Below are 14,938 nucleotides of genomic sequence, written 5' to 3' on the forward strand. Positions count from 1 at the left end.
CTCCCCCTCACGGCGTGCTACTTGGCGCCCGCCGCACCGCGGCGGATGCCGAGGCGGTCGACCAGGGCACGGAAGCGCTGGATGTCCTTCTTGGCCAGGTACTGGAGAAGGCGGCGACGCTGACCGACCAGGATCAGCAGACCACGACGGGAGTGGTGGTCGTGCTTGTGCGTCTTGAGGTGCTCGGTCAGGTCCGAGATCCGGCGGGACAGCATGGCGACCTGGACCTCGGGGGAGCCGGTGTCGCCCTCCTTCTGGCCGAACTCCGTGATGAGCTGCTTCTTCGTAGCGGCATCGAGCGGCACGCGTACTCCTCGTAGTCTTTGAGTGGCCACCGAGTGCCCCCGGTCTTGGTCTCGGGGGAGCTTCCGTTACTCGGGTGGCGGGGATCCGCTGGGCGCGGCCTCCAGAACCTTCAGGGACTCCCTGAGGGTGTTTCCGGGGGTGCGTACACAAACGGCCGAAAGCCAGGGTAGCAGGCCGGGGCAGCGGGCCCGCCCGGGATATCGCGGCGGGCGCTCGGCCCGTACCGCGCCGTGCGGGGGCAGTGTACGGGCGACGACGCCGGGCCGGAACGTAAAAGAAGAACCTCTGAGCTGGGGGAACGCCGGCAAGTAGGCTGGCGCCACAGCTCGTTGGAACAGCGGGAACTCAGGGGAAAGGGTCGGAGCCGACATGGCCGATGCCGAGGACAAAGACGTCAAAGCGCGCAAGGAGCGGGAGCGGGACGAGCTGTACGCGCTCGACATCTCCGGCGTCGAGTGGCAGTGCGCCCCGGGCACGGAGGAGCACGAGGAGCGCGTAGAGATCGCCTACCTGCCCGCGGGGGCCGTGGCGATGCGGTCGTCGCTCGACCCGGAGACGGTGCTGCGCTACACGGAGGCGGAGTGGCGGGCCTTCGTGCTGGGTGCCCGGGACGGCGAGTTCGACCTGGAGCCGGCGCCGCACAACGGGGGATCTGCCGCGCGGTAGCCGGTACGGCGGCCGGTACGGCTCCTGTCGGCCGACTCCTACGGGGCCGGCGGCCGGCAGGTGTCGGCCGCCGCTCGTCCGCACCGTGCGCGGCGCTGAGCCCGGACGTCCGCACCGCGTACGGCGCTGAGCCCGAATGTCCGCACCGCGTACGGCGCTGAGCCCGGATGTCCGCACCGCGTACGACGCTGAGGCCGGGCCGGAGTCGGCGACGGTGTGGCCGGGCGGGGTGCGCCGCGGCTCGCGCCCGCCGTTCCTGCTCGGCTGCCCGCGGGTCAGCCCGTCATCGACCGGGCCGCCGCGTACACGTCGAAGACGGCCAGTGCCAACGGGACGAGCGTCAGCAGGACGAAGCCCTCGGCGAGCTCCATGAAGCGGCCCCAGAACGGCGTGAGGCCGCCCCGCGAGCCGATCAGGCCGATCGCGGTGACGATCGCGGACGCCGCCGCGATCGCCGCGACGAGCCAGACGGTACGGATGTCCAGGTCGGTGCGGTCGCCCGTCAGCGCGTCACGGATCACCGAGTGCGGCGGGTTCAGCGCCAGACCGAGCCCGAGCAGGACGAGGGAACCGAGGCCCGCGGCCAGTACGGGGGCGACCTGGGCGGTGTAGCGGAACAGGTGGGCGCGCATCAGCAGAGCGATGCCCGCGGCCAGGGCGAGGAGCCGGGCCCAGACGTCGTCGGAGAACCCCAGGACCGCGCAGGCGCCGACCGTGATCACCGCGCAGCCGCCCACCAGGCCGACCAGGAGTTCGTGTCCGCGGCGGGCCTGGGCGGCGATCCGCTCGGCGTCGACCGGCTCCCTCGGGGTGGGATCGGCGCCGTACGCGCTGCGCGGAGCGGTGGCCGGGGCGTCGAAACCGATCGGCAGCCGGGCGAAGCGCATGGACAGGCCGGGCAGGAAGGCCAGCGCGCCCACACCGACGGGGGCGCACAGGGCGGCGGTCTCGGCCGGGGTCCAGTGCGCCAGGGTCGCCGCGAACACCGCCGCCAGGCCGACGCCGGAGGCGACCACGAAGGCGACGAACGGGCCGTCCCCACGAGGGGAGCACAAGGTGAGCAGCACCGCGGCGAGCAGCACCGCGGCGCAGGACAGCAGGAACGCCAGCCTGCCGATGCCCTGGCCGTCGGCGAGCGGGAGGAGCCCGGAACCCGCCACCCCCACGTTGGGCAGCGCGCCGAGCCCGAGGGCGACGGCGGAGCCCCGGTCGTCGTAGACGCGGGCCCGGACACAGGCGAGGGCGACCAGCAGGACACCGACGACCGCGGCGAGGACGCCGGGCAGGCTGTGCATGTCGTGACGCGGGTCGCCGCTCCAGGCGACGAAGGCGAGCAGGGCCGGCAGGACCCCTCCGCCGACGAGGCCCGCGGCGCGGGTCAGCTCACCGCTCCACAGGGTGTGCTCGCGCGTCACGGCCGAGGCGACCGCCTCCGACACGTCGTCGAAGACGGCGGGCGGCAGCGACTCGGAGAAGGGGCGCAGCGTGAGGAGCTCGCCGTCGAGGATGTGCTGGGCGGCGAACGAACGGGAACTGTCGAGGACGGTGCCGTCCCGGCGGACGAGGTGGTAGCCGACCGGAGCGCCCTCGGCGGGGCTCTGCCGGGAGAGCCTGAGGATCTCCGGGTGGATGTCGGCGACGGGGACGTCGTCGGGCAGTGCCACGTCGATCCGGCTGTCGGGGGCGACGATGGTGACCCGGCAGAAGCCGAGCCCCGTCCCGGCCGCGGGAGCGGCTCCGGGGCCGCGCCCTTCTCCGGTGGCTGCCGCGGAGGCCGCGATACTCACCTGCTGCTCCCCCTCAGTGATGGTTCCGCGTCGGCGTGTGCGTTGTCGCGTGTTCGGTGGCGCGTGTGCGGTGTCGCGTGTTCGGTGGCGCGTGTGCGGTGCCGGTGGGCGGTGTGAAGGTTCCGCGCCGGCTGCTGCGCGGCACGGCCCGCGGCTGTGCTCACGCGAACATCCGGCACCCTACCGCCCCTTGGTCGGACAGGCAGTCAGTAGGATCACGCGGCGGCCCGCGTCCGTCCGGCACGGGGCGGCGGACGAAGTCCTCCGGGGTCGCGCAAGGGGATTCGGGGCCTCGCAAGGGGATTGGTGAGCAGTGAGCCACATCGTCGTGAAGCGCCAGCCACGGGTGCTGCCGTCCGAGGTGCCCACCGGTGAGGTCGTTGTGCAGCCTCCGCCGGAGCTGCCGCGGGGCCATCAGGAGAGCGTGCTGATGCAACTGCTGCCGACGCTCGGTATGGGCGGCTCGGTGGTCTTCTTCTTCACGAGCGGGCAGCCGTTCATGCGCATCATGGGCATGGTCATGATCGCCTCGACCGTGGCCATGTCGATCGCGATGGTGGTGCGCTTCCGGCGCGGCTCGCACGGGCAGTTGGCGGATCTGCGCCGCGACTACCTGAGCTACCTGGCGCAGACCCGGCGTACCGCGCTCGACACCGCGCGGGCGCAGCGGGACGCGCAGTACTACCTGCACCCCTCCCCCGAGCATCTGTGGGCGCTGGTCGCCGAGGGCAGCCGGGTGTGGGAACGGCGGCCCGGGGACGAGGACTTCGCCCAGGTGCGCGTCGGCCTCGGTGCCCAGGCCCTCGCCACTCCGCTGATCGCTCCCGAGACCGGCCCGGTGGAGCAGCTGGAGCCGCTGACCGCTGGCGCGCTCCAGCGCTTCCTCGCCGTCCACGACAGCCTCGACGACCTGCCGATGGCCGTCTCGCTGCGCGCCTTCTACCACGTCACGGTCAGCGGTGAGCCGCGGTCGGTGCGCTCCTGCGTCCGTGCCCTGGCCGGTTCACTGGCCGCGCTGCACTCGTCCGAGGACCTGGTTCTCGTCGTCGCGGCGGGCCGGGAGGAGCTGCCGCACTGGGAGTGGGCGAAGTGGCTGCCGCACGTCCAGGCGTCGGGGGCCGTGGACGGCGCGGGCAGCCGCAGGCTGATCGGCGCCGACACCCGCGAACTGGAGAACCTGCTCGGGACTCGGCTGACGGGCCGCCCGCGGTTCCATCCGCACGCGACGCCGCTGCCCGACGAGCCGCACATCGTCGTCGTCCTCGACGGCGTCTCCCTGCCCCCGGACTCGGTTCTGGCCAATCCCGAGGGGCTCCAGGGCGTGACGGTCCTCGAGATCGTCCCCGGTGAGCCGGCGGGGGCCGGCGGCGAGCTCGACATCGTCGTACAGCCCGGCGTGCTGCGGCTGGAGTCGGGGCACGGCGCCGTCTACGAGGGGACGCCCGACGCGCTCTCCCCCGAGTCCGCCGAGGCGCTCGCCCGGCAGCTCGCCCCGCTGCGGATGGCTTCCGGCGGGGACGACGACGAGCCGCTGCTGGCCAACCTGGAGTTCACCGACCTGCTGAGCCTAGGGGACGCCGCGTCCGTGGACACCCGGCGCACCTGGCGGCCGCGTTCGCTGGCGGAGCGGCTGCGGGTGCCGATCGGGGTGGGCGAGGACGGCCGTCCGGTGATGCTGGACCTCAAGGAGGCGGCGCAGGAGGGCATGGGCCCGCACGGTCTGTGCGTGGGCGCGACGGGTTCCGGCAAGTCCGAGCTGCTGCGCACGCTGGTGCTGGGCCTGGCGGTCACCCACTCCTCCGAGACGCTGAACTTCGTGCTCGCCGACTTCAAGGGCGGCGCGACCTTCGCCGGCATGGCGCAGATGCCGCACGTGGCGGCCGTGATCACCAACCTGGCGGACGACCTGACGCTGGTGGACCGGATGGGCGACTCCATCCGGGGTGAGCTCAACCGCCGCCAGGAGCTGCTGCGGGACGCGGGCAACTACGCCAACATCCACGACTACGAGAAGGCGCGGGCCGCGGGAGCCGCCCTTCAGCCGATCCCCTCCCTGGTCCTGGTGATCGACGAGTTCAGCGAGCTGCTGACGGCGAAGCCGGACTTCATCGAGATGTTCGTGCAGATCGGCCGGATCGGCCGCTCGCTCGGCGTGCACCTGCTGCTGGCCTCGCAGCGCCTGGAGGAGGGCCGGCTGCGCGGCCTGGAGACCTATCTGTCGTACCGCGTCGGTCTGCGCACCTTCTCGGCGGCGGAGTCGCGGGCGGCGCTCGGTGTGCCCGACGCCTACTCGCTGCCGAACGTGCCGGGTTCCGGCTTCCTGAAGTTCGGCACCGACGAGATGGTGCGGTTCAAGGCGGCGTACGTGTCCGGGGTCTACCGCTCGGGCGCTCAGCGGACGGCGCCGGGGGGCGGCCCGCTGCCGGTGGACCGGCGGCCGGTGCTGTTCACGTCGGCGGAGGTGCCGGTGCGGTACGCGCAGGTGCCGCAGGCCCGCCCGTCCGGCGATGCGGAGGTCGACGACGCGCTGGCGGACACCGTGCTCGACGTGATCGTGCGCCGGCTGGAGGCGCAGGGCCCGGCGGCGCACCAGGTGTGGCTGCCGCCGCTGGACAGCCCGCCGTCGCTGGACGCGCTGCTGCCGGGGCTGACGGCGGTGCCGGGGCGCGGCCTCACCCAGCCGGGGTACGAGGGCGCGGGCCGGCTGGTCGTGCCGGTGGGCCTGGTGGACAAGCCGTTCGAGCAGCGCCGTGACTCCCTCTGGGTGGACTTCTCCGGCGCCGCGGGCCACATGCAGATCGTCGGCGGCCCGCAGTCCGGCAAGTCGACCCTGCTGCGCTCGCTGATCTGCGCCTTCGCCCTCACGCACACGCCGCACGAGGTCCAGTTCTACGGCCTCGACTTCGGCGGCGGCGCGATGGCGTCGGTGGCCGGCCTGCCGCACGTGGGCGGGGTCGCCTCCCGGCTCGACCCGGAGCGGGTACGGCGCACGGTGGCCGAGGTGTACGGCGTGCTGACCCGTCGTGAGGAGTACTTCCGCTCGGCCGGCATCCCGTCGATCGCGGAGTTCCGGGCCAGGCGGGCGCGCGGGGACATCTCGGTCGCGGACCAGCCCTGGGGGGATGTGTTCCTGATCGTCGACGGGTGGGGCAACTTCCGGTCCGAGTACGAGGCGATGGACCAGGTGATCCTCGACATCGCGGCGCGCGGCCTCGGCTACGGCGTCCACCTGGTGCTGACGGCCTCGCGCTCGATGGAGGTCAGGGCGGCTCTCAAGGACCAGCTGATGAACCGGCTGGAGCTGCGGCTCGGCGACACGATGGACTCCGAGATCGACCGCAAGGTCGCCGCGAACGTCCCGGCGGGCGTGCCGGGCCGCGGCCAGTCGCCGCAGAAGCTGCACTTCATGGGGGCGGTGCCGCGCATCGACGGCCTCGCCTCCGACACGGACCTCGCCGACGCCACGCAGGCGCTGACCGCGGAGGTCTCCCGGCAGTGGCAGGCGGCGCCCGCGCCGGAAGTCCGGCTGCTGCCACGGGAGTTCCCGGCCGACTCGCTGCCGCCGGGCGGCAGCTTCCCGCGCCGCGGGGTCGCCTTCGCCCTCGACGAGGACCGGCTCGAGCCGGTCTACGTCGACTTCGAGCAGGATCCGTTCCTCCTCGTCTTCGGCGAGAGCGAGTCCGGCAAGTCGAACCTGCTGCGGCTGCTGATCAGGCAACTGACCCAGCGCTACTCGGGCGACGAGTGCAAGTTGTTCGTGGTCGACAACCGGCGGTCCCTGCTGGACGTGACGCCGGAGTCCCACCTGGCCGAGTACATCCCGATGTCCAACGCCATGGACCACCACATGGCCGCGCTGGCCGACCTGATGAAGCGCCGGGCGCCGACGGCCGAGGTGACGGCACGGCAGCTCCGGGACCGCAGTTGGTGGCGTGGACCGACGGTGTTCGTCGTCATCGACGACTACGACCTCGTGGCGACGTCGAGCGGCAATCCGCTGGCCGGACTGACGGAACTTCTGCCGTTCGCCCGGGACGTCGGGGTGCGGTTCATCATCGCGCGGTCGACGGCGGGCGCGGGGCGGGCGTCGTACGAGGCGTTCATGCAGCGGATCAAGGAGCTGGGCGCCCAGGGGGTCGTGCTGGCGGGCGATCCCGGAGAAGGGGACCTCCTCGGCGGGGTACGGCCGCGGCCGATGCCCGCGGGGCGGGGGATCTTCGTCTCACGGCGACGGGGGAAGCCGTTGGTGCAGGTGGGGTTGGCGCCGGAGGGGGTGTGACGGGCGGACGCACTCGCCGTCCGTGCGACAACCCTCCGAGGGATCGTCCGAGGAACCGTCCGAGGGACTTGACGGGCGCTGGATTCGGCGGGCTCCGCTTCGCCACCGTCGAGCCGTACGGCGGTGAATTGGGGTGCGGAGCGCGGATTCAAGGACTCGGGACGAACGTCACTGCCATGGCGCCCGCTCTCAAGACGGACGTCTGATGCGGCACCCCGGCCGCACCTGTCGCACGCCTGCACAAGGATCCACCCATCCAGAGAGGTCCCTGACCTTGAAGTACGCACCGCTCCCGCACTCCACAACGCTTCGACGCCTTGCAATCCTGACGGCATCGCTCGCTGTCGGAACCGCCTTGTCCGGATGCTCGAGCGGCGAGGAACGGGAGTATTCCCTCCCGCAGTCCCTTTGCGGCGTGTCCGTGGACCCCGACCTTCTGGCACCGTTCCTGCCACCTGGAGAAAAGGTCACCGCCCGGCAGACCACACCCAACGGTGGAACCCAGCGCTGCAACGTGAGCGTCGACGGTGAACTCGCCCTTGTGACAGGCCGATTGTGGTGGGAGAAGACAGGAAGCCTGGTCGACGTCGCCGCCGTGCACGCTCAGGTCAACAAGGGAGACGTGATCACCGGCGACGAGTTTCTCTATTCGGGGACCGGCGCGGTCGGGAAGGTCGAAGGATGCACGGACTCGGCTCACCCGGACCAGGCTCTCTTCACCGTTCTTCAGGTCTTCGCCTCCGGTCGGGAGAGCTCGCCCACGATGAAGCGCCTTGTCACCGAATACACCGGGCAAGTGCAGAAGGGGAGCGACTGTACCTGATCTCGATCTCGGCCCAACTCGATCCTGAGGAGGCGCCGCCGCCCCCGCCCGCCCTCACCCGCTGCCGCGCCGCTGCCCACGCCGGGCTATAGGTACATGAGGGCCGCCTCCGCCGCCACCCGTCACGGAGCCCGGGAAGCCATCGGGTCCGTGGCCTCGGGCAAGGACTAGGACAGGGGCAAGGCGTACGAACACTCGGTGGCACAGCACAGGAATGGGATTTCCGGTCCGGTCGGCACCGCTGTCGGGGTGGGAACCTCCGAATGCGCAAGCCATCGTCAACGGAGCAGCTTCCGGCAGCCATACGGCCTCCTGAGTCCGCATACCCCGCAGAAAGACATCGATGAAATCTCACCGACCGACGGCGAGGAAGTCCAGCACGGTTTCCATCGCCGCGCTCACGATCCTGGTCTTTCTCCTGGCGGGATGCGGCGAGGAGGAGCAGAAACGCGAGTACGCGGTTCCCGGAACCCTGTGCGGAACGACTGTCGACAGGGATGATCTCGCTCCCTTCCTTCCGGCCGGAAGGAAGATCACCGTCAAGGAGAGGTCCTACTCCGGAAGCAAGGGCTGCCAGGTCATCGTCGACGACAAGCTCATAATGACCACAACTCAGATGTGGATGGAAGAGGGCACGACGACAGCCCTCTTTGCAGCCCGACAGTCCTTTGACACCCCTGATAAATCGACGGAGAACGGGCGGTTCGTCTACTCGGGGTTCGAGGCGTTCGGCAAGACTCGCGGCTGCGTCGACACCAGGTACAAGCAGGAGCTGTACACCGTGGTTCAAGCGGAGGGCTCAAGACACCGCGATGCCGAAGCCATGAAGCACCTCATCCTCGCCTTCACCGGGGAGATCGAGAAATCGGCGGAGTGCACGGCGGGGGCCGAGTCCTAGTGCCGCCGGCCCACTCGGCGCCGCATGCCTGCGCAGGGACTTTCCCGGGCCGCCCTCACGGCAGCGAGAGGTTCGCGGCGGATCGGGAAGCAAGGTACACAGGGGTGGGCCGGCGCCCCTGAGGGGAGCGGCTTCGGCGGATGTCGGCGGCGGCGGGGTTTCTCATCTCGCGACGGCGGGGAAAGCCCTCGTTCAGGGCGGACCGGCGCCGCATAGCCGTAGCGGCTGGGCGCACTCGGCGTCCGGAGGGAAGTGCTTGACGTGCGGCCAGAAGGCCCCGCTCCTCCCCTCCCCTCCCTTCCCCTCCCCCCTCAGGCCGTACAGCGGTCATTCGTGGAAAGTATGGTGAGATCCGTGAACTCACTTGAACTGAGCTCACGGATAAGGGCTGTTGACAGCTTGGCGTAACTGTCCCGTCCGGTGGACGGGCTCCACGGGGGAGGGCTCGCGCATGGCGTGGGATGAGTGGGAGCAGCTCAAGAGTGCGGCGGCGGGACAGCATTCCACACGGATGCAGCTCAACCAGTACCCCGCCGATCAGGGCGGGAACGGCACGCAGGGAGATCTGGTGGCCGGCCACCAGGACCTCGAGGCCGTCGGCAAGGCGGCTCACGACCTGTTCGAGGACTTCACAACCTACAGCGGGCACGCGCGCGTGGCCTCCGCGGCGGCGGCGGGCGGACTCAAGGGTGAGGGATTCGCACTGGGCGCCGCGCTGGACCATGTGACCGAGCGCTGGAGCGAGCAGACGAAGACCTTGCTGGACGCCTGCGCCCACATCTCCAACCACCTGCGCTTCACCAAGAACCAGCACACCGCCGACGACTCCTACATCGCCGGAACGGTCAGCGGCATCGCCCTCCTGGACGAGGGCTTCGACGACCGGAAGGGCCACTGACACCGATGGACCTCGACGCCCTGCGGCACGGGGATTTCTCCAAGCTCGGTGAAGCGGTCACCGACTGGGAGCAGATGACGAAGAAGCTCGCGGACCTGCAGAAGGACGCGGAGAGCAACCTGAAGGCCAAGGCGGACACCGCCAGGTGGGCCGGGGTCAACGCCACCGTCAGCCGCGAGTTCATCGCCAAGACCGCCGCCGAGTTCGCCGACGCGCACACCCAGGCCGACTCCATCACCAAGATCCTCAGCGACACTCGCGGTGAACTCATCAGCTACCGAACGCAGTTGAACGCCGCCATCACGCGTGGCGCGCAACAGAACCTGACGGTGGTCGACACCGGCGAGGGCACGTTCACGGTCACCGGCAACACCCGACCGGACTGGGCGTCCGATCCCAGCGGGAAGACCGGCGTGACCGACCAGAAGGCGGTGGACGACCTCCGCGATGAGATCCAGGGCATCCTCACCCGGGCGACGCAGAGCGACAACAGCGCCGCGAAAGTTCTGCGGCTCCTCGTCGACCAGGCCAAGTACGGCTTCGCCGACGCCTCCTACGCGAACCGGGACGAGGCGGCCAAGGCCGTCGCGGCGGCGGAGAAGCTGGCGAAGATGGCCAAGAACCCGGCCGACATGAGCCTCGATGACATCAAGGACTTCAACCGCACGATGGAGACGTACAGCGGCGACTCCCTCTTCGCGGAACAGTTCGCCACGCGCCTCGGGGCCAAGGGGACGCTCCAGTTCTGGACCGAGATGACCTCGGCGCACGCCGGAGCCAGGGGTTCGGAGCTCGAAACGATGAAGAGCCTCCAGAACAACCTGAGCCTCACCCTGGCCACGGCGTCCTTCTCGGACTCGGAGGCCATGCAGGACTGGAAGAAGAACCTCATCGCCGAACGGAACACCAACTTCCGCGCCACCGACTCGTTCAGCCCGATCGGGGCGCTGGGCTCCCAGGTCATCAGCAGTCTCATGCGGGAGGGGCAGTACGACACCGAGTTCCTGGACGACTACAGAAAGACGCTCTTCAAGGCGGACAAGGCAGGGGGCGAGAACAACACCGACGCCGTATGGGTGAAGGGCTACGACGCACTCGACCTCGTCTTCGGCGACGGCAACGGCCGAGACCCGCTGGAAGGGCTGTTCGAGGGCCTGTCGCACAACCCAGAGGCTGCGGTGCATGCCTTCGATTCCAAGCCCGACCTCGATCGTCTGTTGGCAACCACTGCGTACACAGACCGGGGCCCCTCACTCGGGCACGCGCTGGAAGCCGCAGTGACCGGGGTCGGGTTGGGAGACTCGATGGCAGCGGCTCCGCCCCACAGCGAGACACAGGTCCAGATCATGGCGAACATCATGGAGGCCGTGGCGCAGCCCGATGGAGGCGCAGACCTCGTAGGAAGAGGAATGGGCGAGAGTTTTGGGCACATGGCGGCTTCCTACATGCCGGAAATCAGTAGAGCGTTCGGAGGGCCGAACTCCGAGGCGATTTTCCTGTCGCCCAGCGACGCCCCTGCGGGACTTCAGCGGACGGATGTGGCGCGATTCCTGTCAGCAGTCTCGTTGGACCCGTCAGGAAGGGCGGGAATCATCTACGGAGAGAGCATCTACACCGGCAGCCTCCTTGATGCGCATCTGTCAGACCCATCTCTGTTCGACGGAAGTCGTGACGACGTCCTCAAGGGCATCGGAAGAAATGCGGGCATCATCGAAGGAATTACTGCTCGTTCTGTCGCCGATGCAGATATCGAAAAGTCCGTCGAGGCGGAAACTGCATACAATGACAGCCTGGAGGACCAGGGAAACTTCTTCAATACCGTGCTGTCAGCCGGTATCGGGTACGGCACTGCCGTACTAACACCCTCCGGACCGGCAGGGGCTGTGTACGCCGGTGGCGGAGGTTTCCTCACCGGTGTCGCCGGCATGGCTGTAGGTCGGCTGCTCGAGGGCCGAGAACTGGACGGAGCTCTGGATGAGGCCGTATATCGCAACGGGCAAGACCTCAGCGGGACCCAGGATTCGGTCAACCAGCAAACGCAGTGGTCGGTACAGGACGCACTGAAGCAACACCACGTGAACGTCCCGGCAGACGGAACCAACATCCTCATCGGAAACGCCGTAAATGAGGGCTGGGAATCAAGCGAAACCATTTTGCGAGACAGCAAGAAGCGCCCGAACTAATGAAGAGACGAGCGAGTTTCCTCATGCGTAAGAACATAAGAATGCTGGCTCTCGGCGCGGCCGTCCTGGGTTTGGCAGCTGGAAGCTGGATCTCTTATCATCAATTCTTCACCAATGGACTCGATCAGCTTCCTGCCAAAGTATGCGACGGAAGCGTCCAGCGGGATACAGTAATCCGCGTACTTCCGGATACACGCTCGGCAGAAGAAGGGGCAGAGAACCACGGTACAGGCGACGGCTTCATGTTCAGTTGCCATGTCTACGCCGGCGATGATTCCATCTTGTCGGGCGAGGTGAAGGTCCAGGACTCATCCCGGAATTCTTGGGAGAAATACTACAAGTCCTACGGTGGAAAATCAGAGGGGCCAGCAGAACAGACTTCCGCGAGTGGAATCTACGCCCTTTCCAGGGGAGATTTTGCCAGCATCTACGTCCCATGCATTCCCAGCGGAAGCAATTCGGATGACGCCTCGCAGGCCTACGCTCTTATATCCGAGGTGCGAGTGATTGGAGAGAGTCGAGCGTCAGGGCTTGAATTGCATCAAGCACTCACTGACTTCGCCTATGAACTTACACGACGCGCTTACGAGTTGGGCAAATGTAAAAATGTTCAAAGTTTCCCGGACGGACTCCCTCGATTGGAAGAGAACTGACATCGGACCCGGAATTTCCCTACAGAAGGAAGACTGTTCACCCACCGGCGAGTGACCCAGTGCGTGAACTGGTTTGTACGCCCACGCACTGAATGCCGGGGACCGCACCACTGATGCGATCCGCAACGCTGTCGTAGAAGGTGGAGCCGGAAAGTTTCGCCGCGTGGGAGAGCGGGACGGGCCTCGCGCTCTGCCTCGTGGTCCTGGGCTCAGAGTGCATTCCGGCGACAACTGCTCCCATCTCTACCGCCGTTCTGGTGTCAGCAGAGCCTGTACGCGCGGCTGCGGGGCTGCCGCCTTCGCTACCCCTTGGGCATCAGCTGAGCGCGAACATCTCACACATCACGGCACAGCACAGGGTGGGCACCTCCCGTGCGTGCCCACCCCGGTGTTGTGACGTACGTGCTGCTACAAGAAGTAGCTGGCGCCCTTCAGGTCGCCGCCGCGGTAGTCACCGCCGGCGCCGTGGACCTGGTGCGAGATCTGGAGCAGCGCCGCGTGGATGCCACGCGCGTGCTTGTTCCACTCCTCGCTCTTGCTCTGGAACTGCTGGAACGCCTCGCCGCCCCAGCCCGAGGACACGTTGAGCACGGCCTGCCTCAGCGCTTCGAGGTCCTCCTCGAGCTTCCTGGCCTGGTCGCCGAGCTCGGTGGCCAGCGCGTCCATGGTGCCGTAGGTGACGGCGAGTTCCTCGTAATGGGCTCCGGACATGGTTCCCCTCGTTTCTGTGAAGACTTCAGCCGGACTTCGCCGGATCAGTCAGTCAGTAGCTGTTGAGCGCCGAAGTCTTTCCGCCCAGATCCTCGACCGAGATCTTGTTCATGTCGGCGGTGATCTGGTCTTCGAGGTTCTGCTTGTCGGTCTTCGTCATGTGGATGCCGTCGAGGAAGTCGTCGAGCATCTTGCCGATCGCGACCATATGGCCGTTGATCTCCGTCTGCTTGATGTTGAAGGCGTTGGCACCCTGGCCCGTCCACGCCCTCTCGATCATGTCGATCGTGCCTTGCAGTTTCGCGAGGGAGCCCCGGATGTTGTCGTAGCGATCGATGACTTCCTTCTGGAGCTTCTGTACATCGCCGTCGTTTAGCTTGCGGTCGACCATTTCGGCACTCCCTTTCGTGAGCTGTGGTTCGTCATGTGTGGGTCATGTGGCTCGCCGAGAGCGGATCACCGCAAAGGCTCCGCCCCCGATCACCAGGACGGCCGCCGCCGCTCCGAGCGCAATCCACATCGTGGTGTTGTCGGAGGTGTCCGAGGTTGATGCTGCCGCCGAGGTCCGGCCGCCTGACGTGGCCTTCGAGGGCGGGGAGGAGCTTGGCGCGGATGCGGAGGGTGAGTTGCCCGCCTCGTCCGTGACGCCCGTCGCGTTCTCCCTGGCGAGCGGGTCTGTGTTGGCCGCGCCGGGGTTGAAGTTGCTTTGCTCCAGCACCATGCGGGGGCGGATCAGTCCGTAACCGAGGTACGTGCTCGGGTCGTCCTTCGCCCAGTCGCGTCCGGCGGTGTCGATCAGGCTGGCGAGGACCTGGTTGGCGGTCCAGTTGGGGTGGGCGGACCAGACGAGGGCGGCGGAGGCGGAGGCGATGGCGGTGGCAATACTCGTTCCCTCACCGTCGCAGTACGAGCGAAATGTCTCGTCACACCAGGTGGGTACGTCGAGCCCTGGGGCAGCCAGGTCCACGTAGTTGCCGTGTTCCGAGAACTTCGCGACCTTTCCGGACTCATCCGAAGCGGCAACGCCGACTACATAGGGGTATGCAGCGGGGTATCCAATGAAGTTCTTCTCTTCTGCACCGTTACCCGTACCTGCAATCAATAGCTTCCCTTTGGACTGGGCGTACTTGACCGCCGCTTCCACCTCAGGATATGCCACGTCGATAGTGAAGGACATACTGATGATCTTGACGTCACTGTCGGCGACAGCCTTGATCACCGCCGCCTCATCCGGCGCCTTCTCCTTATCGGTCTTGTTCGTCAGGCCTTTGAGTGCGATCCGATATGGAACGACCTTCGCACCTGGGGCAATGCCTTTCAGTCCACCTCCTGCACCAGTGCCGACGATGAGTTCCGCCATGCTCGTCCCGTGGCCCAAGTAGTCGTCAGTCGCTTTGTAAGCAAGAGCTTTCGGTACTTCGCCAGCGAGCACCTGCCCTTTGAGTGACGGCGTGTTGGGGTTGACTCCCGAATCGACCACGGCAACCTTGACGCCCTTGCCGGTGCTCACTTTCCACATCTCATCGGCTTTCATCGCCGACAGGTACCACTGCTGAGACTGAACGTCGGCGGCTGCCGCATTGGGAGCCAGACCAGCCGACAGCACGGCCAGAGCGCCGAGCGCTGAGCAGACGGCAGAAACCCGTCTCCCGTTCCGTCCCGCGAAAGGCGCGCTCCACCCGCCGCGTCGGCTGATTCCTGCCACCATGCCTCTGTCTGTCCTCGCTCTTGTCC

12 protein-coding genes are annotated in these 14,938 nt (G+C 67.8%); 7 read left to right on the forward strand and 5 right to left on the reverse strand.

The features are described from left to right. Positions 1–17: 17 nt before the first annotated feature. Positions 18–305 (reverse strand): 30S ribosomal protein S15, encoded by a 288-nt coding sequence (rpsO, locus tag OG933_RS12880; protein ID WP_020128575.1) that lies wholly within the window; start codon positions 303–305, stop codon positions 18–20. A gap of 370 nt (positions 306–675) precedes the next feature. Here rpsO and OG933_RS12885 point away from each other — a divergent pair, with 370 nt between their 5' ends. Continuing rightward, positions 676–972 carry a DUF397 domain-containing protein gene (locus OG933_RS12885; RefSeq protein ID WP_020128576.1) on the forward strand — a complete coding sequence of 99 codons (297 nt, stop codon included), beginning with the start codon at positions 676–678 and terminating at the stop codon, positions 970–972. Between the two features lie 275 nt (positions 973–1,247). Here the strand turns inward: OG933_RS12885 and eccD are convergent, their stop codons facing one another. Next, positions 1,248–2,759, reverse strand: coding sequence for a type VII secretion integral membrane protein EccD (gene eccD, locus OG933_RS12890; protein ID WP_405627137.1), 1,512 nt, complete (start codon positions 2,757–2,759; stop codon positions 1,248–1,250). 313 nt (positions 2,760–3,072) lie between these two features. On the opposite strand from eccD, the gene eccCa reads away from it, so the two are divergent. The 6 genes from eccCa (at position 3,073) to OG933_RS12920 (ending at position 12,493) form a co-directional block, all read left to right on the forward strand. Then, a complete protein-coding gene (gene eccCa / locus OG933_RS12895; protein ID WP_405627139.1) occupies positions 3,073–7,038 on the forward strand; it encodes a type VII secretion protein EccCa in 3,966 nt (1,321 codons plus the stop codon). Positions 7,039–7,453: 415 nt separating this feature from the next. Next, positions 7,454–7,861, forward strand: a complete 408-nt coding sequence (locus tag OG933_RS12900; protein WP_405627140.1) for a hypothetical protein — start codon at positions 7,454–7,456, stop codon at positions 7,859–7,861. 343 nt (positions 7,862–8,204) lie between these two features. Further along, positions 8,205–8,759, forward strand: a complete 555-nt coding sequence (locus OG933_RS12905) for a hypothetical protein (RefSeq protein ID WP_405627142.1) — start codon at positions 8,205–8,207, stop codon at positions 8,757–8,759. 451 nt (positions 8,760–9,210) lie between these two features. Further along, positions 9,211–9,657: a hypothetical protein gene (locus OG933_RS12910; protein ID WP_405627144.1), complete on the forward strand. Its 447-nt coding sequence runs from the start codon at positions 9,211–9,213 to the stop codon at positions 9,655–9,657. Between the two features lie 5 nt (positions 9,658–9,662). Further along, a complete protein-coding gene (locus OG933_RS12915; protein ID WP_405627146.1) occupies positions 9,663–11,840 on the forward strand; it encodes a hypothetical protein in 2,178 nt (725 codons plus the stop codon). Positions 11,841–11,863: 23 nt separating this feature from the next. Next, on the forward strand, positions 11,864–12,493 hold the full coding sequence (locus tag OG933_RS12920; RefSeq protein WP_405627147.1) for a hypothetical protein: 630 nt from the start codon (positions 11,864–11,866) through the stop codon (positions 12,491–12,493). Positions 12,494–12,901: 408 nt separating this feature from the next. Here the strand turns inward: OG933_RS12920 and OG933_RS12925 are convergent, their stop codons facing one another. From OG933_RS12925 to OG933_RS12935, 3 genes are read right to left on the reverse strand one after another with little or no spacing between them, the layout of a single operon-like run. Next, a complete protein-coding gene (locus tag OG933_RS12925) occupies positions 12,902–13,204 on the reverse strand; it encodes a WXG100 family type VII secretion target (RefSeq protein ID WP_310436881.1) in 303 nt (100 codons plus the stop codon). 52 nt (positions 13,205–13,256) lie between these two features. Then, on the reverse strand, positions 13,257–13,595 hold the full coding sequence (locus tag OG933_RS12930) for a WXG100 family type VII secretion target (protein ID WP_057601406.1): 339 nt from the start codon (positions 13,593–13,595) through the stop codon (positions 13,257–13,259). 42 nt (positions 13,596–13,637) lie between these two features. After that, positions 13,638–14,912 (reverse strand): S8 family serine peptidase, encoded by a 1,275-nt coding sequence (locus OG933_RS12935; protein WP_405627150.1) that lies wholly within the window; start codon positions 14,910–14,912, stop codon positions 13,638–13,640. Between the last annotated feature and the right edge of the window lie 26 nt (positions 14,913–14,938).

The sequence above is a fragment of the Streptomyces sp. NBC_00016 genome (assembly GCF_045040885.1).
GTDB lineage: Bacteria > Actinomycetota > Actinomycetes > Streptomycetales > Streptomycetaceae > Streptomyces > Streptomyces coriariae.